The sequence below is a fragment of the Pseudacidovorax sp. NFM-22 genome (assembly GCF_021401245.1).
Lineage (GTDB): Bacteria > Pseudomonadota > Gammaproteobacteria > Burkholderiales > Burkholderiaceae_C > Xenophilus.
On the sequence record NZ_JACBFY010000008.1, the window covers coordinates 179,246 to 205,531 of the forward strand.

Annotated in this window: 30 protein-coding genes; 14 read left to right on the forward strand and 16 right to left on the reverse strand. The window is 67.4% G+C overall.

The genetic code is table 11. The features are described from left to right. Window positions 1-42: 42 nt before the first annotated feature. From L0984_RS25310 to L0984_RS25380, 15 genes are all read right to left on the reverse strand, one after another. On the reverse strand, window positions 43-321 hold the full coding sequence (locus tag L0984_RS25310) for a hypothetical protein (protein WP_234197096.1): 279 nt from the start codon (window positions 319-321) through the stop codon (window positions 43-45). Further along, window positions 318-2,225: a DNA cytosine methyltransferase gene (locus L0984_RS25315; RefSeq protein WP_234197097.1), complete on the reverse strand. Its 1,908-nt coding sequence runs from the start codon at window positions 2,223-2,225 to the stop codon at window positions 318-320. Before L0984_RS25315 ends, L0984_RS25310 begins: the two co-directional genes overlap by 4 nt. Continuing rightward, window positions 2,219-3,541 carry a hypothetical protein gene (locus tag L0984_RS25320; RefSeq protein WP_234197098.1) on the reverse strand — a complete coding sequence of 441 codons (1,323 nt, stop codon included), beginning with the start codon at window positions 3,539-3,541 and terminating at the stop codon, window positions 2,219-2,221. The genes L0984_RS25315 and L0984_RS25320 overlap by 7 nt, the downstream gene beginning before the upstream one ends. After that, window positions 3,534-4,172 (reverse strand): hypothetical protein, encoded by a 639-nt coding sequence (locus L0984_RS25325; RefSeq protein ID WP_234197099.1) that lies wholly within the window; start codon window positions 4,170-4,172, stop codon window positions 3,534-3,536. Before L0984_RS25325 ends, L0984_RS25320 begins: the two co-directional genes overlap by 8 nt. A 2-nt stretch (window positions 4,173-4,174) precedes the next feature. Next, window positions 4,175-6,274 carry a ParB/RepB/Spo0J family partition protein gene (locus L0984_RS25330; RefSeq protein ID WP_234197100.1) on the reverse strand — a complete coding sequence of 700 codons (2,100 nt, stop codon included), beginning with the start codon at window positions 6,272-6,274 and terminating at the stop codon, window positions 4,175-4,177. Next, entirely contained in the window at window positions 6,271-6,711 is a 441-nt protein-coding gene (locus L0984_RS25335) for a hypothetical protein (RefSeq protein WP_234197101.1), read from the reverse strand. The genes L0984_RS25330 and L0984_RS25335 overlap by 4 nt, the downstream gene beginning before the upstream one ends. Next, window positions 6,708-7,412: a hypothetical protein gene (locus tag L0984_RS25340; protein ID WP_234197102.1), complete on the reverse strand. Its 705-nt coding sequence runs from the start codon at window positions 7,410-7,412 to the stop codon at window positions 6,708-6,710. The genes L0984_RS25335 and L0984_RS25340 overlap by 4 nt, the downstream gene beginning before the upstream one ends. Then, the gene (locus L0984_RS25345) at window positions 7,412-7,582 is read right to left on the reverse strand and encodes a hypothetical protein (RefSeq protein WP_234197103.1); all 171 of its coding nucleotides are present in this window, start codon (window positions 7,580-7,582) and stop codon (window positions 7,412-7,414) included. Before L0984_RS25345 ends, L0984_RS25340 begins: the two co-directional genes overlap by 1 nt. Before the next feature lie 159 nt (window positions 7,583-7,741). After that, window positions 7,742-8,104 (reverse strand): hypothetical protein, encoded by a 363-nt coding sequence (locus L0984_RS25350; protein WP_234197104.1) that lies wholly within the window; start codon window positions 8,102-8,104, stop codon window positions 7,742-7,744. A 7-nt stretch (window positions 8,105-8,111) separates the two neighbouring features. Then, complete coding sequence (locus L0984_RS25355; RefSeq protein ID WP_234197105.1) at window positions 8,112-8,261, reverse strand: hypothetical protein; 150 nt, start codon at window positions 8,259-8,261, stop codon at window positions 8,112-8,114. Further along, the gene (locus tag L0984_RS25360; RefSeq protein WP_234197106.1) at window positions 8,258-8,446 is read right to left on the reverse strand and encodes a hypothetical protein; all 189 of its coding nucleotides are present in this window, start codon (window positions 8,444-8,446) and stop codon (window positions 8,258-8,260) included. The genes L0984_RS25355 and L0984_RS25360 overlap by 4 nt, the downstream gene beginning before the upstream one ends. Next, window positions 8,443-8,757, reverse strand: coding sequence for a hypothetical protein (locus L0984_RS25365; RefSeq protein WP_234197107.1), 315 nt, complete (start codon window positions 8,755-8,757; stop codon window positions 8,443-8,445). Before L0984_RS25365 ends, L0984_RS25360 begins: the two co-directional genes overlap by 4 nt. Further along, entirely contained in the window at window positions 8,754-9,317 is a 564-nt protein-coding gene (locus L0984_RS25370; protein ID WP_234197108.1) for a hypothetical protein, read from the reverse strand. Before L0984_RS25370 ends, L0984_RS25365 begins: the two co-directional genes overlap by 4 nt. A gap of 9 nt (window positions 9,318-9,326) precedes the next feature. Next, window positions 9,327-9,530 (reverse strand): hypothetical protein, encoded by a 204-nt coding sequence (locus L0984_RS25375; protein WP_234197109.1) that lies wholly within the window; start codon window positions 9,528-9,530, stop codon window positions 9,327-9,329. Window positions 9,531-10,221: 691 nt separating this feature from the next. Beyond that, window positions 10,222-10,941 carry a LexA family protein gene (locus L0984_RS25380; protein ID WP_234197110.1) on the reverse strand — a complete coding sequence of 240 codons (720 nt, stop codon included), beginning with the start codon at window positions 10,939-10,941 and terminating at the stop codon, window positions 10,222-10,224. On the opposite strand from L0984_RS25380, the gene L0984_RS25385 reads away from it, so the two are divergent. After that, window positions 10,940-11,212 carry a transcriptional regulator gene (locus L0984_RS25385; RefSeq protein ID WP_234197111.1) on the forward strand — a complete coding sequence of 91 codons (273 nt, stop codon included), beginning with the start codon at window positions 10,940-10,942 and terminating at the stop codon, window positions 11,210-11,212. The two genes, L0984_RS25380 and L0984_RS25385, sit on opposite strands and share 2 nt — an antisense overlap. A gap of 176 nt (window positions 11,213-11,388) precedes the next feature. On the opposite strand, the gene L0984_RS25390 is transcribed toward L0984_RS25385, so the two are convergent. Continuing rightward, window positions 11,389-11,565, reverse strand: a complete 177-nt coding sequence (locus L0984_RS25390) for a hypothetical protein (RefSeq protein ID WP_234197112.1) — start codon at window positions 11,563-11,565, stop codon at window positions 11,389-11,391. Window positions 11,566-11,794: 229 nt separating this feature from the next. Between L0984_RS25390 and L0984_RS25395 the strand changes: the two genes are divergently transcribed. The 13 genes from L0984_RS25395 (at window position 11,795) to L0984_RS25455 (ending at window position 26,283) form a co-directional block, all read left to right on the forward strand. Then, window positions 11,795-12,166 carry a hypothetical protein gene (locus tag L0984_RS25395; protein ID WP_234197113.1) on the forward strand — a complete coding sequence of 124 codons (372 nt, stop codon included), beginning with the start codon at window positions 11,795-11,797 and terminating at the stop codon, window positions 12,164-12,166. Continuing rightward, window positions 12,166-13,176: a toprim domain-containing protein gene (locus L0984_RS25400; RefSeq protein ID WP_234197114.1), complete on the forward strand. Its 1,011-nt coding sequence runs from the start codon at window positions 12,166-12,168 to the stop codon at window positions 13,174-13,176. Before L0984_RS25395 ends, L0984_RS25400 begins: the two co-directional genes overlap by 1 nt. Before the next feature lie 4 nt (window positions 13,177-13,180). Beyond that, window positions 13,181-14,815 carry a primase-helicase family protein gene (locus L0984_RS25405; protein WP_234197115.1) on the forward strand — a complete coding sequence of 545 codons (1,635 nt, stop codon included), beginning with the start codon at window positions 13,181-13,183 and terminating at the stop codon, window positions 14,813-14,815. Window positions 14,816-15,074: 259 nt separating this feature from the next. Next, entirely contained in the window at window positions 15,075-15,392 is a 318-nt protein-coding gene (locus L0984_RS25410) for a hypothetical protein (RefSeq protein WP_234197116.1), read from the forward strand. 5 nt (window positions 15,393-15,397) lie between these two features. Then, window positions 15,398-15,979 carry a hypothetical protein gene (locus L0984_RS25415; RefSeq protein ID WP_234197117.1) on the forward strand — a complete coding sequence of 194 codons (582 nt, stop codon included), beginning with the start codon at window positions 15,398-15,400 and terminating at the stop codon, window positions 15,977-15,979. A gap of 2 nt (window positions 15,980-15,981) precedes the next feature. Next, window positions 15,982-18,507 (forward strand): DNA methyltransferase, encoded by a 2,526-nt coding sequence (locus L0984_RS25420; RefSeq protein ID WP_234197119.1) that lies wholly within the window; start codon window positions 15,982-15,984, stop codon window positions 18,505-18,507. Further along, window positions 18,504-19,613 (forward strand): phosphoadenosine phosphosulfate reductase domain-containing protein, encoded by a 1,110-nt coding sequence (locus L0984_RS25425; protein ID WP_234197120.1) that lies wholly within the window; start codon window positions 18,504-18,506, stop codon window positions 19,611-19,613. Before L0984_RS25420 ends, L0984_RS25425 begins: the two co-directional genes overlap by 4 nt. After that, window positions 19,610-21,778: a phage terminase large subunit family protein gene (locus tag L0984_RS25430; protein ID WP_234197121.1), complete on the forward strand. Its 2,169-nt coding sequence runs from the start codon at window positions 19,610-19,612 to the stop codon at window positions 21,776-21,778. Before L0984_RS25425 ends, L0984_RS25430 begins: the two co-directional genes overlap by 4 nt. Then, window positions 21,775-22,218: a hypothetical protein gene (locus L0984_RS25435; RefSeq protein ID WP_234197122.1), complete on the forward strand. Its 444-nt coding sequence runs from the start codon at window positions 21,775-21,777 to the stop codon at window positions 22,216-22,218. Before L0984_RS25430 ends, L0984_RS25435 begins: the two co-directional genes overlap by 4 nt. A gap of 204 nt (window positions 22,219-22,422) precedes the next feature. After that, on the forward strand, window positions 22,423-23,124 hold the full coding sequence (locus L0984_RS25440) for a hypothetical protein (RefSeq protein ID WP_234197123.1): 702 nt from the start codon (window positions 22,423-22,425) through the stop codon (window positions 23,122-23,124). Further along, window positions 23,121-23,348 carry a DUF6148 family protein gene (locus L0984_RS25445; RefSeq protein WP_234197124.1) on the forward strand — a complete coding sequence of 76 codons (228 nt, stop codon included), beginning with the start codon at window positions 23,121-23,123 and terminating at the stop codon, window positions 23,346-23,348. The genes L0984_RS25440 and L0984_RS25445 overlap by 4 nt, the downstream gene beginning before the upstream one ends. Beyond that, entirely contained in the window at window positions 23,348-24,949 is a 1,602-nt protein-coding gene (locus L0984_RS25450) for a phage portal protein (protein WP_234197125.1), read from the forward strand. The genes L0984_RS25445 and L0984_RS25450 overlap by 1 nt, the downstream gene beginning before the upstream one ends. Further along, entirely contained in the window at window positions 24,946-26,283 is a 1,338-nt protein-coding gene (locus L0984_RS25455; protein ID WP_234197126.1) for a S49 family peptidase, read from the forward strand. The genes L0984_RS25450 and L0984_RS25455 overlap by 4 nt, the downstream gene beginning before the upstream one ends. Window positions 26,284-26,286 lie beyond the last annotated feature (3 nt).

Genomic DNA, 26,286 nt, shown 5'->3' on the forward strand with positions numbered 1-26,286 from the left:
GGTAGAGCTGCCGCTCATGCCTGCGTCTCCGATGGAAGAGCCTCAGCGGCCATGGTCTGCGCCTCCTGCTGGTGGGGCACTGGAGGCATCGAGGTTGGCGCGGATCATCACGGTGCTGGTGATCGCCATGTTCAGCGAGTCGTCGCCGTGGCGTCCTTGCTGCCAGTTCATTTGGATCGGGTCGCTCCAGTCCTGCCGGAACCCGGGACGGATGGTCAGGCCGATGGACTCAAAGCCAGCTTCACGGCCAAGCCTCGCAACGGTCTTGCAGAATTCGACGTAGGCCTCGGGAATCGGGCCCGATATGGTGTCGATGCTCATGCCCGGTCTCCCGGGCTCGCGCTGACAGCCACAGCCACATTGCGCACCCAGATTGGCGTGCTGCCCAGGGCGAAGGTCTCGCCGCTCCAAGCCAGCATGAGCGTGCGGCCCATTTCCTCGGCGACTGCCTGCGCGGCCTTGGGCGGGACGGCGTTGCCGATGCGCTCGCGCCATGCCTGATCACTCAGGCCGTCGAGTTCGAGCTGCTCTTCGGGGTCCACCAGCGACTGCAACGCGGCCAGCTCCAGCGTGGTGAACGGCCGGTGCCAGGTGCCATCGAGCGATCGGATGCGGCAGACCAGTTTGTCGGCCGGCGCGGGCATGGGGCGCGGATCGGCCACGCTCCATCGGCCGTTGTCGTGGCCGGCCGAGGCGCTGACGGCGCCGCTCTGGCCGTCCCATGCCACCACGCCGTAATGGCCGCCCGTGAGGTAGGCATCGCCGGCGCTGCGCTGGATGCCCGGCCGCGGGTCGGCGACCGCATAGGAGCCCTCGCCCGAAGTGCTTCCGCCGATCACCGTGCGGCCCGCGGCGGTCCAGTCCGCGCAGTGGTACTTGCCGAAGAGTCGCTCTTGCGGGCCGCGCGGATCGGCGACGGCCTGGGCGCTGCCATGCGCGCCGGTGACGGTGTTGCCTGCTCGGTCCCGGGCGACGATGCGGAACTCGTTCGAGAACTTGGCGGGCCCGCCGTGGCGCGGGTCGGCCACGCTGAATGTGCCTTGGCCAGGGGACTTCACGCCGATCACCGCGCCCGCGGTCTGATCCATGCGCATGACTCCGTACTGCTGGTACTGGGCGGCGCTTGCCTCGGCGCGTGGGTCGGCCACCGCGAAGCGGCCATTGCTGGGCAGCGACTCGCCCGCGATAGCGCCGGACGTACCGGTCCAGTCCGTCACGCCGCAGCCGGCACCGTAGAGCTGGTGCCGCGGATCGGCCACCGAGAAGGCACCGTTGTGCGGCCTGTTCGCGCCGGCGACCACGCCCGTCGGTTCGGCCCAGTCGCGCACGCCCAGGGCGCCGCCGTGCATGTCGGGCACGATGAGGAAGTCGCTCAGCACGCCATCCTCCACGGCCAGCCGGTTCAGGCTGCGCCAGTCGCTGCCGGCCTCGACGAACGCGAGGCGAACCCATGTCTTCCACTGCAGCGACGGCACGCGGTGCATGGGCCCGGCGCGCAGGTCGCCCGGCAGCGGCATGCGGCCGAGCACGTCGCCCACGGCGCGCAGCTGCTGCTTGGCGGGCTCGTAGAGGAAGGGCGGCACCTTGGCGATGTGGCGAGCCACCAGCAGGAAGCGCTTGCGGCTCTGGGCCAGGCCGGCCAGCTCGCCGCAGTCGTGGGTGGTTTCGGCGACCGCGTAGCCATAGGCGCGCAGCAGGTCGCCGATCTGGTCGAGCAGGTGCCGGCCGCGCGTGGCGATGCGCGGCACGTTCTCGAAGAGCAGCATTTCGACCGGGTCGTCCTTGTAGGCCTCCAGCAGGAGCCAGATGCCGCGGAGAGTGAGGCGGTTGAGGGCCTGGTATTTCTCGGTCTTGCTCTTGCCCTCGGACAGCAGTCCGCTGAAGCCCTTGCAGGGTGCCGACAGGAAGACGATGTGCGGCCGCTCGTGGTGGAAGGCCGAGTGAATGTCGGCGGGCGTGGCCTCGCGCCAGGTGGCCGGCGGCTCGGCGCCGTGGAAGGCCGTGTACTGGCTGCGGTCGAACATGTCGAGCACGGTGCCGGCGACGCCGGCGGCGCGGCTGAAGTCGGCGATGGCGGCCGGGTCGTTGTCGATGCCGCCGACGCAGCGGAAGCGCGCGCGCTGGCTGCCCAGCACCGGCCGCGCGGCATTGAAGCCCTTCGCGCCGCCGCCCAGGCCGCAGAAGAGGTGACCATGGCGGATCTCGATGGTGGTGGGCATCAGCATGCTGCACCGCCTTCCTTCGACTGGGCATGCAGCGCCGCGTCAACGGCCGCATCCAGGCTGTCGCCATTGAGCACCACGTTGTCCGGAACTAGGCCGGCGAACACGCCACCCTGCTTGATGGTGTCGAGGGGGCGGGACCGCAGGTAGGCGTATCGCGCAGCGTCTTGGCGAATCGCCTCGGTCCGATCTGGGCGGGCGCATGCGTTGAACGCCATCGCTGCGCACTCAACGCTCTGCGACCCATCGAAACGCCCGCAGTCGGGATGTGTGCATGCGCGGCAGCCCAGCGGGTCGGGAAGCTGCTCGGCCGGTGCGGGCTGCGGTGCTGCGGTACTTGTCCCGTGGTGCCACAAGAAGGCACAGTACGCAGCAACGTCCCGCGGGTCGCCCTTGGCGATGTGCTCCATGAGCTTCGCGCGGCACTCGTCCATCCAGTCCGGCGACCGCCATCCGTCGCTGTAGCCGTACTTCCTTTCCGCAGCCGCCAGCTTTTCGGCCAGCGCGCGGGCAAAGCGCACGACGAGGCGGATCGTCTCGGGGTGAAGGGCGGCACGGTTCGTCAGCCAGTCCGCTGCGAAGGAGTCGTTCACGAGATCGGCGGGCTGCGGTGCTGCTGCGAGTGCTTCCGTGTGTCTGGACCTCGCGGCTTCATGAAACGCCGCATCCAGCTTGCGGACGACGGTGCCCGGCATATCGGACGCGTGGATGCTCGCCCCATGCACATACGCGCTCGGCGGCCGCTCCGGTGCCTTGTCGCGCATCACCTCGCTTACTGCCTCGCATGCGGACAGCGCAGGTTCATCCCTTGGTAATGGCTGCGTGTCAGCGTCGGAGGCCGACGAAGGAGATCCCTCATGTGGAAGTGCAAGGCCTGCGGGCTGGAGATGATGTTTCGAGCCGTCACGCCCGAGGTCGATGAGCGGGGATGCTTTTTCCTCTGCCTGGGCTGCGGCCACCGCAACCGGCTGATCAACGTCAGCCGCGGAGAGGGCGTCGCGCTCGCCCAGCCCGACGACTGAGAGCGGCCCGGCATGGCCGGCGCAGTAAGCGGATGCAGTCTGGACCCGTGCATGCTCCCGCTCGGCATGAGGATCGAGTCCCAGCTGCTCGCGCAGGTGACCTGAATGGACGAACACCTGCTGATACCAGTCCTCGGCGGTGGCTGCGAGATAGCGGTCGGTCAGGGTGGCTGCAATCGGGTTGTGCGCCATCCAGCGGCCGTCTTCCTGCAGCATGAGCCGCAGATGCTCCATCTGGTGCGCTTGCCAATAGCGGCGGTTCTGCCACGCACGAAAGCGGCGGATGAGTTCACGCATGGGCCTTCTCCTTGTTCAGGACTGGATGGCGTGATGGCCAGACCTCAACGTCATGGCAGGCATGGCCCATCGCGAAGGGCTGCAGCGGTAAGCGCTCTATGCGCACGCATATGCCGTTCTTTTCGGCCAGAAGGACAAGTTCCCAAGCAGCTTGGCTAATGTCTCTGACATCGGTGCGGCCTTGCCTCTCCAGGGGGGCCGGTGCTGCAGCAAGCAGCGCCAGGATCTGCATGACCATCTCGCGTTCGGCGCGGCCACGCACATCGTTCCAGCCGTGCTCGTTCAGATAGCTCACGCATTCGTCGATGGTGAGGTCGTCGCGTTCAAGCTGGTGATAAGTCAGCCGCTCCAGAATGTCGGGGCGGCAAGGCTCTGGGGTCGCAGGCACCGTGGTCGCGGCGGTTTGCGGCGCGAGCGCGGCGTGACCTATCACCGCAGTCACAGCGGCGCGCATGCGGTCGCGCAGGATGTCCTGCTCGGGCTCGACCTTGGTGACGCCGAACCAGGCGGCCACGCCAGCATCGAGGGCGGCGGCGTCCATGGCGAAAAAGCGGTGCCCTTCGGTGCCGGGCTTGAAGGGGTTCGCCAAGCCGCTAGTGAGGAGGTACTTGGGTTGTGCGTCGTTGCTCATGGTCAGATGACCTCCAGTTCGGTGTAGTCGGCGGAGAGAGAGAAGCTCAGGTGATCGGGCTGCACCATCCAGGCGCGGTCGCCCACGGCGTGCAGGATCTCGGCGGGCTTGCCGGCCGTGGCGATCACGTCCATGCCGCGGCGTAGGTCGACCTTCACGGTGACGCGCTGGCCAGGCTGGAACGCGTTGGGGTTGCCGGCGTCCTGCAGGCCTGCCGCGATCTCCGCGGAGGCCTCGGCGGCCGTCTTGCGAGGCTTGCGCCCCGTCTTGGTGGGCTCGGGCCCGGCCTGGCCCTTCACGGCCGCGGCGGCGGCATCCACGCGTTTCTCGCGCTGGGCGTCGCGCAGCTCTGCCTTGACCTCGGCGCGCACCTCCGAAAGGTCGACCTGCAGGTCGACGGCGAGCGCATCAAGGCGGGGTGTTGTGGTCGCCTTGCCCGTCGAATGGTCGATCAGGGCGCGCATATCGTGCTGGGCCAGCAGCAAGTGCATCACGCGCTCGATCTGGTCTTCGCCACAGCTGCGGATGTGGTCGGCAAGGCCCTCGGCTTCGGCGACCTTGCCGATGCCCAACAACTGCGCGCTGTGGCTGCGCTCGTCGGCCGTCAGGCCGGCCAGCAGCAGGATGGCGATTTGGCGCATGGCGTCCGCGCTCACGCCGTTGGCTCCCTGCTCGTCGGCCGCTGCATCAAGGCGCTCCACCGCACGGCGGCGCCACGTGCGTTCGTAGCGCTCCAGCGCCTTGCGCTTCGCTTCCGCCTCACCCTGGTCTGCGGGCGCCTTGTAGCCTTGGCTCTTCAGCAACTGGCCCACGGTGGGCGAGGGCAGTACTTCGACCAGTGCCTTCGTGTGCGGGTGCTCGATCAGGACCGTCGCCGGCATGTCCTGGCCAAGCGCTTCGCGCAGCGGCTTGACCTCGCCGCCGACCTTCACGGTGTCATCGACCGCGACATATCCCCGCAGCTGGCCGCCCGGCATGATCTCGCGCGCCTCGCGGCCGGTGATGATCGTCTGGCCTCGCGACTCCGCTCTGGCGCGCAGCACGGTGTAGTGCGCCTCCTTCTTCGCGGCGAAGCACGCCGGATCCGTGCAGGTGTCCCCGTTCGCTATGTCGTCGAAGAGTTGAGGGTTTGCGCCGGCGCGCTTCGGGCAGGTCGCGCAGGCGCCTGCCTCCGGCACCAGGCTTGCGTCCGCTGTGTTGAACGCCGCTTCGGTCAGCTTCAGGCGGTAGCGATCATCGACCAGCGCCTTCGCGGCCCGGAAGCTCAGCGGATCGCCCGCGAAGTTCTTCGCCGTGAAGGACTTCAGCGCCTCGGGCTGCAGGTGGCTCGGCAGCGTCGCGAGCAGGCCGGCGGTGGACCGCGTCAGCTCGCCCGCATAGAACGCTTCGCGCGCTGCGTCCACCAGCGCGATCAGCTTCAGCGTGTTGTAGACGTAGGTGGTCCCCTTGCCGATGCGCGCTGCGATGTCCTCCGCAGCCATGCCCAGGTCGGTCATCAGCTTCTGGTAGCCCTCGGCCTCCTCCATTGGATGAAGGTCCGCCCGCTGGAGGTTCTCCACGAGCTGCAGCTCCAGCACCGCCGCGTCGGTCAGGTCGCGCACGAGCACCGGGATCTGGTGGACGCCGGCCATTTCGCAGGCCCGCCACCGGCGTTCGCCGGCGACGATCTCATGCGTCGGCCGCGGCGCGTCGGCGCGGCGGTCGGTGTACGTCTCCTGCAGGCGCTCGCCAGGCAGTGGCCTGGCCAGCAGAGGCTGCGCGACGCCGTGCGCACGGATGCTGCTGGCCAACTCCTCCATGAACGCCGCGTCGAAGCGCTTGCGCGGGTTGGTGCGGCTGGCGACCAGTGCGCGCCGGTCGAGCACCATCAGGCCGGCGGGCGGGGCATGCTCCGCACGCGGTGCGTCAGGCACGCTGACCGTGGCCGCCGGCGCGGCGGCGCTGGCCGCCTTGTTGCGGCGGTACTCGCGCTTGATGGCGGTGCCGCAGCTGCGGCAGTACCGCTGCAGGCCATCGGCCGATGCGGCGTTCGCGGCGAAGGCGCTGGCGGGCAGGTCCCTGTCGCAGTGGTTGCAGTGCTTGGTGATGGGCGTGGTGGTCATGTCGAGGACTTCCCAGGAAAGGGCACCACGCGGCCGTCGCGGTAGTGCAGACGATCTCCCATGCGGCTGGGGTGGACGAAGGCATCCATGGCCCCGGGGCGGCCCTCGTAGGGCTCCAGTTCTTCACCGGCATAGCTGTCGGCGGACCGCTCGTAGATGCCTGTGCGGCGCTCTGCCACAGGCAGCGGCATGCCCTCGGCATCCAGCTGCTCCAGCACCCGGCGGCCGGCGCGGGTGATGCTGTAGAGGTCGGTCGGTTTGCCATCGGCACGCCTGGCTTCACTGAGGTAGAGCAGGCTGTGACGGCACAGCACGCGCAACTCGCGCACGGCGCTGCCGGAGTGCTCGCGCGCGAAGGTCTGGGACTCGCTGAAGTCGGCCTTGCTCGCAGTACGGAGCACGGCCACTTCGCGGGGGGTCAGGACAGGCGCGCTCATGCTGCGATCTCCACGCGCACGCGGCTGCGGTCGATGTCCAGGTCTCGCGATATGAACTCGGCCAGAACCACGCCCTGAAGGTGCCGCACGTCGTGCAGGTTGTTCACGACGAAGGCGGGGGAAAAGTGGCAGCCGTCCGTGGCGCTGCTGTGGCCTCCCTCCAGCTCGCCATTGCGGCCAGGGCGGGCCACCTGCCAGATGCATGCGCCCATGGAGCGCAGCGCGGCCGCTTCGTTGTCCATTCGGACGTCGGTGATGACAAAGCGCGTGCCCAGCTGCTTTTGCATCAGGAGAATCAGCCGCGAGCGCAGCTGGTGCACCCAGTAGTCTGGGTTCTGGCGGCGGCGGTATTCGCTGCCCCACCATTGCATGATCTGTCGCGGGGACCGCGGCGCACGCATCCAGGTCGTGTCCGTCGCCACGCATTCGCGGCCCTTGGCGCAGTCCGCGAAGCCATGGCACCGGAGCGCGTTCACGAAATCGAATGGCGCCCTGTCCAGGCTCAGCGATGCCGAAGGCTCCTGTTTGGTGACAGGGTTCGTCAGCAACTCCATGTCCACGCCGAAAGCATCGGCAACCTCGCCGCGCAGCGCGTCTGCGAACGCCAGCTTGCGGAAGCCAGCATGCGTCACCAGAAGGTCGGCGACCGTGTCCTTGCCGGTGCCGGCATAGCCCGTCAGGCCGATGATGTGGCGGCGCATCAGCGAGCCCCTCCCGCGGCCGAGTTGCGCTGCTCGATGGCCGCGGAGAAGGTGCGCAGCTCATCGAGCAGGCTGTGGGCAATGACCGTGGCCTGTTCGATGGACGTGTCGCGTGCACCGGCCTCCAGCCAGCGATGGGTCGCTTCGAGGGCTCCGGCGTAGAAGGCCATGCGAAGGGCTTCAACCCAACTCGCAGAGGTGCCGGCGGGAACGGTGGCCACGTTGAACGCGAGCCACGCATCGGCCAGTGACCACTGGGCGGAAGGGATTCGGCTGGGCGCGGGCGTGTTCGTCCGTGCCCCGGTTTCGGGGTGGTTCATTTCAGGCTTTCAGGGGTGAGGAGAGGAAGAGGGCGCCGGGCCTTGAAGGGCGGGCTCGGCGTGGTAGCTGGGCCACCGCTCGGGGGCGAGCTGGCAGTCGGTGATGAACGCGATCAGGCCGTCGCGCGTGGGGTGTGGACGGACCCGATCCAGCTTCAGGCGCAATGCAGTGCCTCGCACCAGGTGTCGCCGATAGGCATCCACGAAGAGCGATGCATCCGGGTCCGACCAGTACGCAACCAGCCGCTGCGTGCCGCGCTTGTGGCGCTCCAGCAGGTTGAACTGGTGCACGAGCTGGTCGCCGCGCTCGCGCGTGGTGATGTGGGCCACGCTCGGCGCAGACGTCAAGAAGAACAGGCCGGTCGCATCCATGTCGGCCTCAGCGGCTGAGCAGGTAGCCGACGAGCAGAAGGGCGACGACGGCGAACGCAACCAGCTCCAGCAGCCAGACGGCACCGCGAGCGAGCCACGCCGGCGCAACGTCTTCTTCGGGCTCGTGCGTGCGCATGAGAGGGTCGTGGTAGTTCATCGCACGGGCCCTCCCAGCGCGAGGCCGGGGCCCTCGCGGCCGAGGTCGGCCACGATGTCGGCCGTGATCTGAAGCGCGTCGGTCTCTTCGGGCAGGTCCAGAAGATGGGCCAGCGAGGGGGCCCCGACGAACAGGAGCAGCAGCAGGGCCGCGATGAGGCGGCGCGACAGATGGGCGGCGCTCACGGTGCACCCCCTTCCTGCGCAGCCAGCTGCAGGATCCGCGTGGGCTCCCAGTACGCCATCTTCTCTGCGAGCTTGCGCGCCTGGATGCCGGTCTTGCCGAGACGCTGACCGAGGCGCAGGAAGCGGGCTTCGTCCCAGGTCGCCACGATGGCGCGCGCCTTGGCCCGGTCCCTCGCGCGCTGAGCGCTGCGCACGAGGCGCTCAGCGCGCTCAGCCTTGCGCTTCTCGCGCTTGGCCTTGTCGACCTGTGCGTCGATGTTGCCCTGGCGCTTGTGCAGCGGCAGGTTGAGGATGCCGTGATCGAAGCTCATGCGGCACCGCCTTCCTGCACCCCATTCGCGGCCAGCTCCTCGCGGAATTGGCGCAGCTCGGCCAGCAGCGTCTCCGCGGGAAGGATCGTGGGCGGGATGTCGCACACGCTGCGGCGGAGGTCGGCCTCGTGCCAGCACACGGGCGCAATGGCGGCCTCGACCTCCGCCTGGCTCAGCGTCGTTGCGACCTCCAGGTCGTCAAGCGACGTCTTGCCATCCCAGCAGGTCAGCGTGCCGCCGTAGGCGTAGTCGAAGGCGTCCTTCAGTCCGCGCAGCTCTTCCATCTCGGCCGCGCTCGCGAGGTAGATGGTGGTTCGTGGCTGCTGCAGGTTGCCGATCTGGTCGACCGAGTCGTCCGTCAGGTAGACGGACGCGCCGAGGTGATCGTCAAAGAGCGCCGCACGGGCATGCCCCGGCTGGCTGATGGCGTGGCTGACCGCCGCAAGGATCAGGTTGGCCTGCTCGATGCTGTGGACGGGGATGTCGGCCGGGCGCTGGCCGTGGTGTCCGCACTGCCACTCGGTGAAGCGCAGCGTGTAGGGGGCCGATTGCGTCGCCATGGCTGCCCCTCAGGCCGTGGCGACGTCGTCCAGGCGCTCAACCCCGGTGATGGGGCAGCCCGTGACGTGGTGGGCGGCGCGCTGGGCGCGCTCCGCGTCAGCTTCCTTTAGCTGCACGAAGGGCTGGACGCCGCTCTCGCACAGATCGGGCGCGCCGAAGCGGTCGAGGGGGGTGAAGAAGCAGCGGTAGCTGCGCTTGGGCGTGATCTGCATGTCCATCTCCGGTTGGGATGGACAAATTATCACGAACGTGATTTATCGTGTCAACACGAACGTGATAACGAGTGCCTTGGCTCTTTGCGCCCTCCCGTTCTCACAGCTGCCAAGCACAGGAGTGGCGTTATCGTGTGCCGATGTGGACCAGATCTAGGGCAATGCTCTACGGAACCGCGCTGGTTGGGGTTGCCCTGGCTGGCGGCCATATCGGCGCGATAGCGCAGGTAGCCTGCGAAATGCCGAACGGCAAGACCATCACCTTGCAACTCACTCGCACCTGCCCGTCCGGAGCGGTCAGCGCACGAGCCCTTGACGGTGGGGCCGTGCAGGTTGCTCCGTCACCGATGCCGAAGCCAGCGCCGGAGCCCCCGGCTCGAAAGCAAGCTGGAGTCGCGCTCACTGAGGAAGAGCGGGAGCACGCAAAGAGGGTGCGCGCCTTGGCCGTCGAGGCGGAGAAGCTCTGCCGAGTGTTCACGCAGTCTGTCGCAACCGAGTGCTCGGTGAGCCCCCACTACTTCGACCTCAGCACGATTGACTTGCTTGTCAAACTAGACTGGATTGGGGCGCAAATGGCATGCCCTGCCTTCACTCGCGAAGTGAGGCAGCGCACAAAGCAGTTCACGGGGGCGGGTTGGGCGCTGCGTCTGTTTCACCTGAGTGCAGACCATGAGCCGGTCGTATGTGATTTCTAGCCGTCTTCCCATTTGCCAATGACCGTGCCAAGCACCCTGAACCTTTGGCGGATCGGCTCATGTGACGGGTTGATCGGCTGCAGCCACTGACGGCCGTCCTCGTTCTTGTAGATCTTGAACGTGACCTCGCTCTCTCCATCCAGGATGGCAACGATGCGATCACCGTTCATTGGTGACCGCTTTTCGGGATCCACGAAGATCAAGCAGCCCTCTGGGTAGCTTCGGGTATTGGGATAAGGCGCAGTCATGCTGTCGCCCTTGACGCGCAGTGCATAGGTGCCCTTGCTGTGCGGCAATGGGCAGCCAAGCCACCGTTCTGCGTCGCCAGGAAGGAGAGGGTTGCTGGCCTCGTCCCAGCTGCCGGCCCGGATCCAGGAGATCACTGGTACCAAGCCACGGACCTCTGGCCCGGCCTCGACGTTTGAATCAAAGGTCCACTCGCCCTCAGCGGTCTCCAGCCAGTTCGCCGAAGCACGAAGGGCCTTCGCGAGGGCAATCAGTTCGCGGGGCTTTTCGCGAAGCCCTGATTCAAGGTTGCCGATAGCGCTGGTCGACACCCCGGCTGCCTTGGCCAGTTGCGCCTGCGTCATCTTCCGCTCGGTGCGGGCCCATTTCACTCGTTCGCCAATCGTTTTCACGCTTGTGATTTGACAGGCTCGTTGCATCACATTGGTGTTTTCGTGATAATCACGAACGTGACAATTCGGAAGGGCCATGGACCTAGACACCAACCGTTCGGCGGATTGCCTTGCCGCCCTTGACGACGCAATCAAGGCAGCGGGAGGCGTGGGCGCCTTGGCAGAGCGCATTGGCGCCGCGGCCAGTGCCCCGAGCATGTGGCGCAAGAGAGGCCGCGTCCCGGCGGAGCACTGCCCAGCCATCGAGCGTGAGACCGGCGTGCGTTGTGAAGCGCTGCGCCCCGACGTGGCGTGGCACGTCTTGCGAGGTTGCGCTGCAGCACCTCAAGCGGAGGGCGCTCATGCTTGAACGCACGGTGCTTCGGTATGCGTCCGCCGCCGCTCGCCGGCCGTTGCCTCCGCTCCCACCGCGCAAAGCCAGCCTGCGCATTGCCGAGCGGGAGGCGCTGCGCCGTGCGCGCCTGGAGCCGCCCCTGGGGATCGTCGAGCAGTGGGAGGCCTGGCGCGCTGCCCGACGTGCGTGGTTCAGCGGATCGCCCGCTGCAGGTCGATGAGCAGCGACTCCACCATCGTGTCGCCGGCCTCTTCGGCGGCCATCGCAAAGGCGGCCAGGTCGTTCGCCATTGCCTCGCGGTCTGCTTGGGGCAGGCGCCGGGTCAGCACCATGGCCAGCGCGCCCATGGCCTCGGCGACTGCATTCAAGGATTCGGACGACAAGGGTAGGGGCGTTGCATGCATGGGCGTCCGCCGAGCCGGCGGGATTGGTTGGGGAACCGGATTCTCCGGCGCGGAGGGACGCCCACCCCTGTGTGGACTGCTGGATGGCGGGATTGATCGTCATGACCAGCAGTCTCTTTTTTTTGCCCGGACGAGTCTTTACGAACGCTTCCGAACGATTCGGAAGCGTTCGTAAAGGGTGGGAAGGAACACCATGCAAGAGTCATTGAACGACGCCATCATTGAGTGCGTGCGCGCCTGTGGCGGCAGCAAACAGGTGGGCGCGGCCTTGTGGCCGGAGAAGACGCCCGATGCCGCGCAGCGCGCGCTGCTGGATTGCCTCAACGAGGACAGGCCGGCGAAGCTCTCGCCGGAGCAACTGCTGCTGATCCTCCGCATGGCCCGCCAGCGAGGCCACCACGACGGCATCAACTACATCGCGGCCGAACTCGGCTATGGCACGCCGGTGCCCATCGAGCCGCGCGACGAGATCGCCGACCTGCAGCGCCAGTTCATCGAAGCCTCGCGTGCCATGACGCGCATGGCCGAGCGTATGGAGAAGCTGGGTGGGAGCGCCGCCAGCTGATGGACAACCTGGACAACGTGCTCCGGCAGATGGAGCTGTTCGGCATCGACCTGCGCGACATCGACAAGGCCAAACTGCATAGCTTGATGGGCAGCCGGCATGTGGGCCGGCGGGTGACATGCGGCAAGGGTGGCAAGCACTGGTTCAAGTTCTACCTGTTCCACCCGAATGCCGGGGGTTCCTACATCACCGGCAGCTTCGGCTCCTACCGCTCCGGCAAGTGGGAGAAGGTGGAGCAGGACTGGGCGCCGCTGAGCGAGGCCGAGCGGGCCCGGCAGCGCCGCGAGCGCGAGGCGCAGGCGCGCGCGGCCGCGGAGCGCCGCGAGGAGGAGCGCCGCGTGGCCGCTATGGATGCGGTGGCGCTGTGGCACCACGCCGCGCGCACGGGTCGCTCCCCCTACCTGGAGCGCAAGGGTCTGGAGGGCGAGTGCTGCCGATACCTGAAGGACGGCACGCTGGTGCTGCTGCTCCTGCGCTACGACCTGCCGCGGGCCGAGGCCGTCCAGGCCGCGCAGCGGATCCTGCCGAGTGGAGGGAAGTACTTCACCAAGGGCTTCGCCAAGCCTGGCTGCTCGCTCCGGCTGGGTGACGTCGGCGATGACGTGCAGCTGGTGATGGTGGTCGAGGGCTATGCGACCGGCTTGTCGGTTCGCCTGGCCACCGGCCGCAGGTGGCCGGTGTACGTGGCGCTCGATGCTGGGAACCTGGCGCACGTGGTGCCGATGCTGCGGCAGCTGCATCCCGAGGCGCGGATCCTCATCTGTGCCGACGACGACTGGCGCACGCGCGACCCCATCACGCTGCGGCTGACGAACCCGGGGCGCACGGCCGCCATGGCCATCGCCCGTCAGGTGCCCGGCTGCGACATCGTCTACCCGATCTTCCACGCAGCGATGCGTGGCGAGAAGGACACCGACTTCGATGACCTGCGGCAGCGCCAAGGCCTCGCGGCCGTCGAGGCCCAGCTGCAGGGCGCGATCCGGATGCTGGAGCGCGTGCATGGTGGATGAGCCCATGGACCCAGTCGACGGATTGACCCAGCCGCCGGCACTGCCACCGGACGCGCCGGAGGACGCGGCCGCTCCTGCGCCAGAGGCGCAGGAGCCTTCTGAAGCTCTCGGCGCGCAAGCGCCGCTCGATGACAAGGTCGTGAGCATCGCGCAGCGCGCGAAGAAGAGACGCGTGGGCGCGGCTGAGGAGGCCAGATCGTCTGCGGTCGCCCCCCCACCCCCGGGAAATGCGACTGCGCCGACCGCGGGGACGGGGGGAAGCAAGGGCACCGATGGCGCTGGCGAGGCCGGGCCGAAGAAGCGCGAGCGGGTCATCGACTGGGGGAAGTTCAACTTCCTGGCCGAGCACTTCGCGCTGATCTACGGCACGGACACCGTGTGGGACGGCTCGACGCGGATGATCATGAAGATCAGCGCCATGGCGCACGCGCACAGCGGCGACATGGTGAAGATGTGGAAGGCGTCGGAGCGGCGCCGAACGGTGCTGCTGACCGATGTGGTGTTCGATCCCACCGAGCAATGCGGCGACCACTGCGTCAACCTGTACGACGGCATGGCGCTGGAGCCGGCCGAGGGCGACGTGCAGCCCATGCTTGACCTGATCCGGTTCCTGACCAGCCGCGCGTCCGACAACTACGACGACTGCGACCAGATCATGCACTGGCTGCTGTGCTGGCTGGCCTACCCGATGCAGCACCCGGGAGCCAAGCTCCGGTCGGCCGTGATCATGCACGGCGACGAGGGAGCGGGGAAGAACTTCCTCTTCGACACGGTAGTGGCCATCTACGGCAAGTACGGCGCGCTCGTGGGCCAGGATGAGCTGGAGGACAAGTTCAACGACTGGCGCAGCGCCAAGCTGTTCATCGTGGGCGATGAGGTGTCGAGCCGGGCCGAGCTGGTGCACAACAAGAACCGGCTGAAGGCGCTGATCACCAGCCCGACGGTGATGATCAACCCGAAGAACTTGGCCCGGCGCGAAGAGAAGAACCACATCAACATCGTGTTCCTCTCGAACGAGTTGCAGCCGCTGGCCCTGGACAACTCAGACCGGCGCTATCTGGTCATCTACACCCCGCGCGCCAAGGACGTCAGCTACTACCGGCAGTTGGGCCGATGGCGGGACGAGGGCGGGATCGCGGCCTTCTATCACTACCTGCTGACGTATCCGCTCGACGGCTTCGACCCCTATGCGCCGGCGCCGCTCACGCAGGCCAAGCTGGATCTGATCGACATCAACCGCAAGTCGCCGGAACGGTTCTGGTCGGAGTGGTCGGATGGTCAGCTCGAACTGCCGTACTGGAGCTGCGCGGTGTCGCAGGCATACCAGGCGTACCTGAAGTACGCGCAACGCACCGGCGACCGCTTCCCTATGCAGCGGCACATCTTCACGCGAATGGTCACGCGCTTCAGCGAGGCGATGGGCAAGCCCGCGCGCGAGAAGGTGATGAAGGTCGAGCGGGCGGGTACGAAGAAGGCCGAGCGAATGCTGCTGGTGATCGACCCGCCCGCCGACCAGCCGCAGGGTGAGTGGGCCTCCGAGTGTGTGGAGAAGTTCCAGGAGCACCTGAAGGTCTATTGCGGCTGGATGCCCCCGTCCCCCGGCGATGGTGATTCTGGTCGCAGAGGAGCGCCGGAATGACCCGCCGCCGTTACGCGGTTACGGCGCCCCGTAACTCGCAAACCCAGCACTGGCGCGGGAAGTTACGCGGTTACGCGGTTACGGCCCCCTGCGTGTGCATGTGTGCAGGCGCGTGGGTGCGTGCATGTGGGCGCGCAGGTGTGTACGTGCGAGGGGTGCGTAACCGCGTAACCGCGTAACTCGCTAGGCGTGGTGCGGGTGTGCCTGTTACGCGCGCCCGTAACCACGTAACTCAATCTCTTTGAAAAGGAAAAAGGAAATGATGAAGGTGATGGTGAACGAGGCGGCCGGGCAGAACCGGCGGCCGGGCATCGAGAAGGTGATCGCCGAGGTGCGCCGCCGAAGCCCAAGGCTGAGCGAGCAGGAGGTGCTGGCCCAAGCCAAGGTGCTATGGACGTCGCGCTACCTGGTGGCCGATGGCAGCCGTGGTCGGACCTCGGTGCACCAAGGCGGTGCCACACCCCCCCGGGGTGGGTCCTTCCGCCGCGAGGTCCGCGGGGGTAATTCGACCCCCGCGCTCGCGCCAGTCGCTGGCCCGGACAAAAGTCCGGTATCCGGTCCGGTCCAAGGGGTCTAGGTCCGATGGCGATGCGCCTGATGTCCAAGGCCGAGTACGCGCGCCACCGCGGCTGCGACGAGAAGGCCGTCCGCAAGGCGATCAAGGAAGGCCGGATCTCGGCCATTCCGCAGCCGAACGGCCGCGAACTGATCGACCCCGAGGTCGCGGACATCCAGTGGGCGCGCAACACCCGCGCGCGGGCCGACAGCGCCCGCACGGCGCCGCTTTCCGAGGCCGAGGCAGGGCAAGGGGTGCCTGCACCTGAAAACGCTCCTGAGGGCCCCGTGGCCGAGGCTGCTGCCAAGGCGCCGGCCTATGCGGACTTCCGGGCCCGGCGGGAGGCGGCCGACGCCGAGATGGCCGAGATCGCTCTGGCGAAAGAGCGCCGGCTGCTGGTGGACCGCAAGGTGGCCGAGCAGGCCGCCTTCGAGAGCTTCCGCGCGCTGCGCGACAAGGCCTTCAACGTGCCACTGCGCGCGGCGTCCCGGATCGTCGGTCTGGCCGACGTGCGGGCCATCGATGCCGTCATCGCCGAGGAGCTGCGACTGGCCTTCTCTTCCTGGGAAAGCGACATGCTGGCAAGGCTGCCGGCCAAAGAGGACTGACCATGGACTACGGATCCTTCCTTCGCGCCAAGATCAAGCTCGCGCCGACCGCCGGCATCGAGGTGCCGCTGGCGGACATCAACCCGAGCTTGAAGCCCCACACCCGCGACATCGTGCGCTGGGCGCTGGCCGGCGGCAGCCGCGCCATCTTCGCGAGCTTCGGCTTGCACAAGACGGCCACGCAGCTGGAGATCCTGCGGCAGCTGGGCGTGTGCTTCCCCGAGCTGCTGCGTCTGCAGGTCGCACCACTCGGCGTGCGCCAGGAGTTCAAGGCAGAGATCGAGGCGCGCTTCCGCGGCGACTTCGGCATCGACCTCCGCTTCATCAGGAGCGACGCCGAGGTCGACGGGCCCGGCCCCGTCTACATGACGAACTACGAAAGCGTGCGTGATGGCAAGGTGACGCCCGGCCGCTTCGGAGCCACGAGCCTCGACGAGGCGAGCGTGCTGCGCAGCTACGGCAGCAAGACCTACCAGGAGTTCCTGCCGGCCTTCGAGCCCGTGCGCTTCAAGTTCGTGGCCACCGCCACGCCGAGCCCGAACCGCTTCAAGGAGCTGATCCACTATGCCGGCTACCTGGGTGTGATGGACACCGGCCAGGCGCTGACCCGCTTCTTCCAGCGCGACACCCAGAAGGCCGGCAACCTCACGCTCTACCCGCACAAGGAACGGGAGTTCTGGATGTGGGTCGCCAGCTGGGCGGTCTTCATCCAGCGCCCGAGCGACTTGGGCCATTCGGACGACGGCTACGTGCTGCCCGAGCTGGATGTGCGGTACCACGAGGTGCCGAGCGACTACAGCGCGGCTGGCACTGAGAAGAACGGCCAAGGCCTGCTCATCCCCGACCTGGCCATGGGCCTCTCCGCGGCGGCAGCCGAGAAGCGGCAGAGCCTGCCCGCGCGAGTCGCCAAGGTCCGCGAGCTGGTGAAGGCTGACCCCGCCGACCACTTCGTGGTCTGGCACGACCTGGAGGACGAGCGCCACGCCATCCAGCAGGCGATCCCCGAGGCTGTCAGCGTGTGGGGCACGCAGGACCTGGAGGAGCGCGAGCAGCGCATCGTCGACTTCGGCAACGGCGCGCACCGGATCCTGTCCACCAAGCCTGTGATCGCGGGCAGCGGCTGCAACTTCCAGCGGCACTGCCACCGCGAGGTGTTCGCCGGCGTGGGCTTCAAGTTCAACGACTTCATTCAGGCCATCCACCGCGTGCACCGCTTCGGCCAGAGCAGGCGCGTGCGCATCGACATCGTCCACACGGAAGCGGAGCGCGACGTGCTGCGCACGCTGCAGCAGAAGTGGGCCCAGCACGAGGAAATGCAAAGGACCATGACAACCATCATTCGAGAGTTCGGCCTGAACCGGCTGGCGATGCAGGACGTGCTCGCGCGCTCCATCGGCGTGAAGCGGATCGAGGTGGCGAGCGACCTCTTCACCGTCGCCAACAACGACTGCGTGGAGGAGGCGAAGCTGCAGCCGGAGAACAGCGTCGACCTGATCGTCACCAGCATCCCTTTCGCCAACCACTACGAGTACAGCCCCAGCTACAACGACTTCGGCCACACCGAAGACAACGGCCACTTCTGGGCGCAGATGGACTTCCTGACGCCCCAGCTGCTTCGCATCCTCAAGCCCGGCCGCGTCTACGCCTGCCACGTCAAGGACCGCATCAACTTCGGCAACGTCACGGGCGCCGGCATTCCCACCGTCAGCCCATTCCACGCGGAAGCCCTGTTCCATGGCCTGAAGCACGGCTTCGACTACCTGGGCATGATCACCGTGGTCACCGACGTGGTCCGGGAGAACAACCAGACCTATCGCCTGAGCTACAGCGAGATGTGCAAGGACGGCAGCAAGATGGGGGTGGGGTCGCCGGAGTACGTCCTGCTCTTCCACAAGCCGCAGACGGATCGGGCCAAGGGCTATGCCGACACCCGGATCGCGAAGCAGAAGAACGACTACAGCCTGGCACGCTGGCAGGTCGATGCCCACGCCTTCTGGCGCAGCAGCGGCAATCGGCAGCTCACAGCGGCGGAGATGGCCGGCTACGGCCCCGAGAAGCTCGCAAAGCTCTTCACCACCTTCTCGCTGTCCCAGGTCTACGACTACGAGTTCCACATCCGCATCGGCGAGGAGCTGCAGGCGCGCGGCGCGCTGCCGACCGAGTTCATGAGCCTCGCACCGGGGAGCCATCACCCCGAGGTCTGGCACGACGTGGTGCGCATGCAGACGCTGAACAACGACCAGGCGAAGCGCGCTGTCGAGCAGCACGTGTGCCCCCTGCAGTTCGACATCGTCGACAGGCTGATCGAGCGCTACAGCATGCGGGGTGAAACGGTCTACGACCCGTTCCATGGCCTGGGCACCGTGGGCGTGCGTGCGATCCGTGCCGGCCGCAAGGCGCGAGGCTCCGAACTCAACGCCGGCTACTTCATGGACCAGGTGCACTACCTGCGCGCGGCCGAGCGCGAGGCGCAGACCCCGTCGCTCTTCGACTTCGAGGCCGAGCAAGAGGAGCGGACTGCAGCATGAGCGTCGTGCATGTGGTCAGCGTCTCAGGCGGGAAGGACAGCCTTGCCACGCTGCTGATCGCCATCGCTCGCTGCGGGCTGGCCAACGTGATTGCCATCTTCTGCGATACCGGGAATGAGCACCAGGAGACGTACTCTTACCTTGACTATCTTGAGCTTGCGCTGGGCCTCAAGATCGTGCGCCTGAAAGCCGACTTCCGCGAAGAGGTGTTGGCGAAGCGAGCGTTCATCGCGGCCGATGTGCGCAACGCGCGCGTTTACGCCACCCGGCCAGTGTTCGAGGCAGATGGCAAGACGCCAGTGCTCAAGCGTGACGGCCGCGGCAACATCGTGCTCAACAAGAAGGGCAAGCCCTTGCAGAAGACGGTGAAGGTGGGTGGCGGGCGGCGGATTCGCTGGACCAACAAGGCGAAGCGTCGCGCGTTGGCCGTGATGCTCCCCACCGGAAATCCGTTCTTAGACCTGTGCATGTGGAAAGGGCGGTTCCCCAGTCGAAAGGCCCAGTTCTGCACGGAAGAGCTGAAGCGCAACATGGCCGTCAGCTACCAGCTGCAGCTCCTGGAGGCCGGCCACCGAGTGATTTCCTGGCAGGGTGTCCGCCGCGACGAGTCGCCGAACCGTGCCAACGCCAAGAAGTGGGAGCGCGTCGGCCGGGGCCTGTGGATTGCCAGGCCCCTTGTGGAAGCGACCGCAGCGGATGTCTTTGCGCTCGCCCAATCCCACGGCATCCGCCCGAACCCCCTCTATCTGCAGGACATGGGGCGCGTCGGCTGCATGCCGTGCATCAACTGCAGCAAGGCTGAGCTGCGAGCCATTGCCGCACGCTTCCCCGAGCACCCTGTCCGTATTGCTGAATGGGAGCGGATCGTCGGCCAGTGCAGCAAGCTGGGCTACAGCACCTTCATGGCCGATGCGCACCCTGCCAAGGACCGGCGCGTGGTGTTTGCAGACCTGAACATCCAGGCTCGCGTTGAATGGTCCAAGACCAGCCGCGGCGGCCGCCAGTTCAACCTCCTCGACGAGGAGGAAAACGAGGGCGGCGGCTGCAGCTCGTCCTATGGCCTCTGCGAACAGCTGGAAGCCACGGTCGAGGCGGAGGTCACATGAGCCTCGCTGACGGCCACGAGTTGATCGTCCGTAAGGCTATCGAGGGCGCGCGCCCGGATCCGGAGTTGCGCGTAGATGACTGGGCAGAGGAACACATCATCCTGCCCAAGAGCGGGGCCCAGCCGGGCGAGTTCCGCTTCACGCGCACGCCCTACGCGCGCCGCGTGCATCAGGTGCTGTCCCCATCGCATCCATCGAAGCGCGTGGTGGCCCGTGTTGCTTCCCAGATGTTCAAGACGCAGACGGCGTTGAACTGGATCGGGTCGATCATGCATCGCCGGCCGCGGAACATCCTTGCACTGGAACCCACAGACACGCTGGTCAAGCGCTTCTCGGCACGCGTGTCGATCATGATTCGGCTCGCCAAGGATGGCGTTCTGACATCGCGAGTGGCCGCCGCAAAGAGCCGCGATTCGCGCAACACGGTTCAGGCCAAAGACTTCCTGGGCGACGCCACGCTTTACATGAACACGGCAGGCTCCGCAGCGAACCTCGCGGAGGTATCGGCGCCGTACATCTACGTCGACGAGATCGACCGCCTGGAGCGGAACGTTGATGACGAAGGCGATCCAGTTGAACTGGCCGAGGCGCGCGCCACCCAGTTTGGCAACGACTGCAAGTTCTTCTACACGAGCAGCCCTTCCGTGGTGGGCTTCTCCAAGATCGACGAACTGCACGCGCTCGGCACCCAGGAGGAGTACCACGTCCCCTGTCCACACTGCGGCGAACTGCACCCGCTGCTGCTCGAACGCTTCCGGTACCGCCGCGACCCCGACACCGGCTACATGGACCGCGCCTGGTTCGTCTGCCCGGCCTGTGGCGCGGACATCGAGGAGCACCACAAGGCGACCCTTCTGCCGGACGAAGCGGCTGGCGGTACCGCCCGCTGGGTCGCGACCAGCCGAGGGGACGGCGAGACGATCAGCTTCACGATGTCGGCGTTCTACATGCCGGTCGGCGCGATCACCTGGCTGTCTCTGGCGCGCCAGTATGCGCGTGCCAAAGAGCGCCTTGCGCGTGGCGACCACGAGGCGATGCAGGTGTTCTACAACACCCGCCTGGGCCTCAGCTACCAGAACACCGAGCGCGTCAGCACTGCCAAGGACCTGATGGACCGCGCCGAGGGCTATGCCTCGCGCGTGCTTCCCGATCAGGCGCTGGTCGCGACCATGGCCGTCGACACGCAGGCCAACCGGCTGGAAGTCCAGATCGAGGCATGGGGCCCCGGCATGGAACATTGGGTGCTCGACTATGTCGTGCTGTCAGGCTCTCCCTCGGTGCCGCCGACGACAGAGGGAAGCGTCTGGCAGCGGCTCGATGAGCTGCGGCGCACGCCGCTCATGCACGCCGGCGGCGGCAAGCCGATCTACATCAGCGCCTATGGCATCGACTCGGCAGGTCACAACACCCAGGACGTCTACAACTACGGATCCGGCCGGCAGGCCATGGGCTGTACCGTGCTCCACGGCGCGACCCGTCCTAATCGCCCGGTGATCAGCAGCGCGCCGAGCCGCGTGGACATCGACTGGAACGGGAAGAAGACCCCGGGCGGCGTGGAGTTGTGGCAGGTCGGTACCGACGTGGCGAAGGACTACCTGCACAACCGCATGCAGCTGCAGGGCGGCCCTGGCGCGATGCACTTCCACAAGGATCTGCCGCCAGCTTGGTTCGAAGGCCTCGTGATTGAACAGCCGCGCACGCGGTATGCACGCGGCCGCACCATCCGGGAATGGATCAACCCGCCCGGCGGGCGTAATGAACCGCTGGATCTGTCCGTCTACAACTTGGCCGTTGCCTACAAGCTGGGCCTGCACCGTTGGTCAGATCTGGACTGGAGCCGGCTGCGCCGGAAGCTGGTGCCGCCCGGTGCGACCCCCGACCTGTTCGTCGCGCAGCCGCCCCCCGTAACCCCACTGCCGGCGCCCCCGGTGGACGCCGCGCAGGCCGTCGATCTGCTCGATGTTCCACGCGAAACCGCAGCGGGTTCGCCGCCAGTCCACACGTCTGGACAAGCTGCGGCAGAGCCTGTGCCCTTGCCGCCGGTGGCTCCGCCGCCCGCGCATGCATCCCCCCCGCCGCCTGTCCAGGCGGCACCATTGCCACCGCCGGCACTGGCCGGCCCGGCGTACGGTGGACGCCGCTATCGCTCCCGAGGAATCCAATGACCGCAGACCCATCCACCGTGGGCACCAATAAGCCCGAGACCACCGAGGAACTGTGCGAGCGCTGGCTGGCGTGGTGCCGCAGTCGTCGCATGTTCGGGCCGCCGCCAGTCAAGGAGAACGTGTTGGCACGGCTGCAGAAGGCGCCGCCGAAGCCGAAGCGCGAGTTCGATCCGGGGTGCAGCCCGCGGATGGCGGCATTCCACATGGCCTATCTCAGCCTCGGCGATGGCCAGCAGCGGCGCGTCTTCGACCTGTACTACGTGCACCACGTGCGCCCGGTCAAGGCGGCCGCGGACGCCCTGGGTATCTCTCGGGTGCACTTCTACCGTCTGCTTGCGGAGGCGAGGCAGTCGCTGTCCGAGCGCGCCGCGGCGATTGAGCACGACGTGGAGCGGACGCGGGCTGTTGTGATCGACGTGTCCGGAGAATCGACGCCATGACATGCGCGCATCGAAAGCGCAACCGCTTTTTTGTCACCTAAACAGGTGACAAAAAAGGGCTCACGCTCATGTGACAAATCGGCCCAAAATTCGACCCAATTCAGGCAGTTCTGAAAAGTCCGTCTGAAGATTCCTGATCAAGTTTCATCGTGGGTTAGGCCCCGGCACCGCAAGGTTCCGGGGCCTTTTTCTTTGGGTCGCTCAATGCTCGATGTCCGCCGCTCCGGGGCCAGCCTGGAACAGATTGCCGCCGAGATCCAGGGGCTTCCCACGCGCGTGATTCCTTACGCCGCGGCCACCGCGCTGACCAAGGCGGCGAAGCGGGGTCAACAAGCCGTGATCGACGCCATGCGTGTCGACTTCAACAACCCGGTCGCCTACACGCTGAACGCCACGCGGATCGAGCCTGCTTTCAAGGACCGGCTGTGGGCGCGCATCGCGGTGAAGAACCAGAAGCCGGGCCGCGGCGTCCGCCCCGAGAGCTATCTGCTTCCCGAAGTGGAGGGCGGAGACCGGCAGGCCAAGGGCCTCGAAGTCGGCCTGCGCGCTGCGGGGATCTTGCGCAGCAACGAGTTCGCGCTCCCCGGCAAGGGTGTTCAACGCGACGCGTTCGGCAACGTCAGCGGCGCGACGGTGCGCAGCATCCTCAAGCAGGTGGCCCGACCCGGCGCAGCCCAGCGCCGAAGCGGGAAGGTCTTCGCCGGCGAGGTGGGGCGCCGGCAAACGCGCGGCATTTGGCAGCGCGATGACCGGCGGCTCAAGGCGCTCTTCATCTTCACCACCTCCGTTCCCAGCTACACGCCGCGCCTCGACTTCGAGGGCGCTGCTCGGCAGGCGGTGGATGCGCACTTCGCCACGGACTTCAGCGCGGCGGCGCTGTCTCTGATGCAGAGGTACGGCCGATGACGCTGCAGCAACTGCGCGACCGCCTCTCTGCCTACCTGGCCGCAGAGACCTCGATCCTCAAGGCCCAGGAGTACCAGGTGGGCCAGGGCTCGACCGCCCGCCGCCTGACGCGCGCCGACCTGTCCGAGGTGCGCGATGAGATCCGGCGCCTTCAGGGCGAGATCGCACAGGCCGAGCGGAGTCAGGCCGGCGGCCGCCGCGTCACCTACCTGAGGCCGTTCTGATGAGCGTCTCCCTCTTCGACCGAGCATTGGCCACTGTGGCACCGGGCCTTGCCATGCGCCGCGCGGCGGCCCTCGGCGCGATGCGCGCCATGGACGGGCCCGGCGATCCCGGGCCGTTCGGCACCCAAGCCGGCGCGGCGCCCATCGCCCGGCGTTGGTGGAAGCCTCTGGCACGCGATGCCCGCACGGACACGGTCCGGGAGTTGCGCGACCAGCGTGCCAAGTCGCGCGATCTCGCGCGCACCACGCCTCTGGCGGTGGGCGCGATCAACACGAACGTCGACCGAATCGTGGGGACGGGCCTCGCCCTCAGCGCGCAGCCCAATCGCAAGGTACTGGGCTGGAGCGATGACCAGGCCGAGGCCTGGCGCGAGAGCGTGCAGAACGAGTTCTCGATGTGGGCCGACAGCAACCTCTGCGACTATGGCCAGGAGCTGAACTTCTACCAGCAGCAGGCACTCGTGCTGCGCTCGACCCTGGAGTCTGGCGACTCTTTCACGCTGATGCCGGACGGGGAGCGAAGCGCGTCCATGCCTTACGCGTTGCGCCTGCAGCTGCTGGAGGCAGACCGTTGCGGAAACCCGGACGGGGGGATGGACACCCCCGAGATGTGCGCCGGGGTGCGGATGGCGGCCAACGGTGCGCCGCAGGCCTACTTCATCTACGACCAGCACCCGGGTAGCGGCCTCGGCCTGTTGCGAGGCAACCCGATGGCGGGCAACTGGATCGAGCGCGTGGGCCCGTCCGGCCGCCGGAAGATCCTGCACCACTACCGCAAGCTGCGCCCGGAGATGCCGCGGGGCGTGCCGTACCTGGCGCCCATCGTTGACTGCATCAAGCAGCTCGCGCGATTCACCGAGGCCGAGATCATGGCCGCGGTCATCAGCGCCTATTTCACGGTGTTCATCGAGACCCCCGGTGGTAGCGCCGCTCCGGTGTTCGACGGCGGCGCCCCTGGTGAGGCCGATGGCTCGCCTGAGGCGCCCATCGGGCTCAGCCCGGGGGCCGTGATTGGTCTGGCGCCCGGGGAGAAGATCAACGCAGCCCAGCCGTCGCGACCCAACCCCAACTTCGACCCGTTCGTCCAAGCCATCATCAAGCAGATCGGGATCGCGCTGAGCATCCCCTACGAGATCCTGGTCAAGCAGTTCCAGTCGAGCTACTCGGCCAGCAAGGCGGCGCTGCTCGACTTCTGGGTGTATGTGCGCACCATGCGCTTCTGGCTGGCCGCCAGTCACTGCCAGCCCGTGTACGAGACCTGGATGGCCGAAGCCGTGGCGCAGCGTCGCATTGCCGCCCCGGGCTTCTTCACCGATCCGCTGATGCGCTGGGCATACACACGCGCTGCCTGGCCTGGCGATTCCATGGGTTCGATCAACCCGAAGGACGAGATAGAGGCCTATGTGCGGGCCATCGACAACCGCCTGATGACGCGCGAGCAGGCGGAATGGTTGCTCTGGGGCACCGACTGGAACCAGACCTTCCCCCTGAAGGCGGCGGAGCAGAAGCGCCTGGTCGGTGCCGACCTGCTGCCCATCTCGGCGCCGGGCTCCAACAGCGCATCCACCCGTGACTCCACCAAGGAAGGAAGCCCCGCATGAGCCTGCTCGACATCCTGCGCGCCCCCTGGGCGCTGCATCCCGAGAAGCTCGACGAGCTGCAGGCGATCTATGCCACGCACCTGCGCGGCGAGAAGATCGACATCGAAGCCGTGGAGGCCCGCCTCGGTCGGCCCCTCGCCAATCAGGAGGCGGGCTACGAAGTACTCGACAGCGGCGTGGCCGTGCTCACGCTCGACGGCGTGATCGCGCCCAAGGCCAACCTGTTCATGCGCATCAGCGGCGGTGTCTCGGCGCAGCAGGCCGAACAGGCCGTCTTGACCGCCATGGAGGATCCGGCTGTTCGCGGCATGTTGACCGCCATCGATTCCCCTGGCGGGGCCGTCCACGGCACGCCCGAGCTGGCCGCCGCCATGCGCCGCTTCGGAGAACGCAAGCCGCTGGCGTCCGTCGGTACCGCCGTGATGGCAAGCGCCGCGTACTGGGTCGGCAGTGCCGCCAATGCGGTCTACATCACCGGGCCCACCGTCACCGTCGGCTCCATCGGCATCGTGGCCCGTCACGACTACACCCCGAATGCCACCGGCGGCCAGCGCACCGAGATCACCGCCGGCAAATACAAGCGCATCGCATCGAGCGACGCACCCCTCACGGCGGAAGGCCAGGCCTACATCCAGGCGCAGGTCGACCACCTCTATCAAGTCTTCGTCGATGCCGTCGCGGAAAACCGCGGCGTGTCGGCGGAGCAGGTGCTGGAGCACATGGCCGACGGCCGTGTCTTCACAGGCAATCAGGCAGTGCAGGCTGGTCTGGTGGACGGTGTTGCCACCCTCGACCAGCTCGCCGCCGAGATGGCCAAGTCCCCCGACCGCTTCGTGAAGCGCCGCAAGGCGCAGATCGTCGTGGCCAACCCCCCGTCGAAGGGCGCCGGTGCTGCGCCCAAAGACACCCAACCCGTGAAAGGAAAGTCGATGTCCGACCCCATCACGCGTGCGTCTTTGGAGCAAGACCACGCGCCTCTCTTCGCCGCCCTCAAGGGCGAGTTCATGGCCCTGGGCGCCCAGGCCGAGCGCGAGCGCATGGCCGGCGTGCGCGCCCAGGTGATCCCGGGCCACGAGGCCCTAATCGAGCAGCTGGCTGCCGACGGCAAGACCACCCCGGCTGAAGCCGCCATGGCGGTCAACGCCGCGCATCGCACGGCGCTGGCCGCCGCCGCGGCCGCACACGCCAAGGACGCGCCGCCCGCGGCCAAGCCGTCCATGACGCCCCCCGGCGCCGATCCCAAAGGCGACGGCACGGCAGGCGCCGCCAAGGCGGACGCGAAGGCCGCGGCCGCCGGCATCGTCGACATCTTCAAGCGCGCCAACGGAGGCTGATCA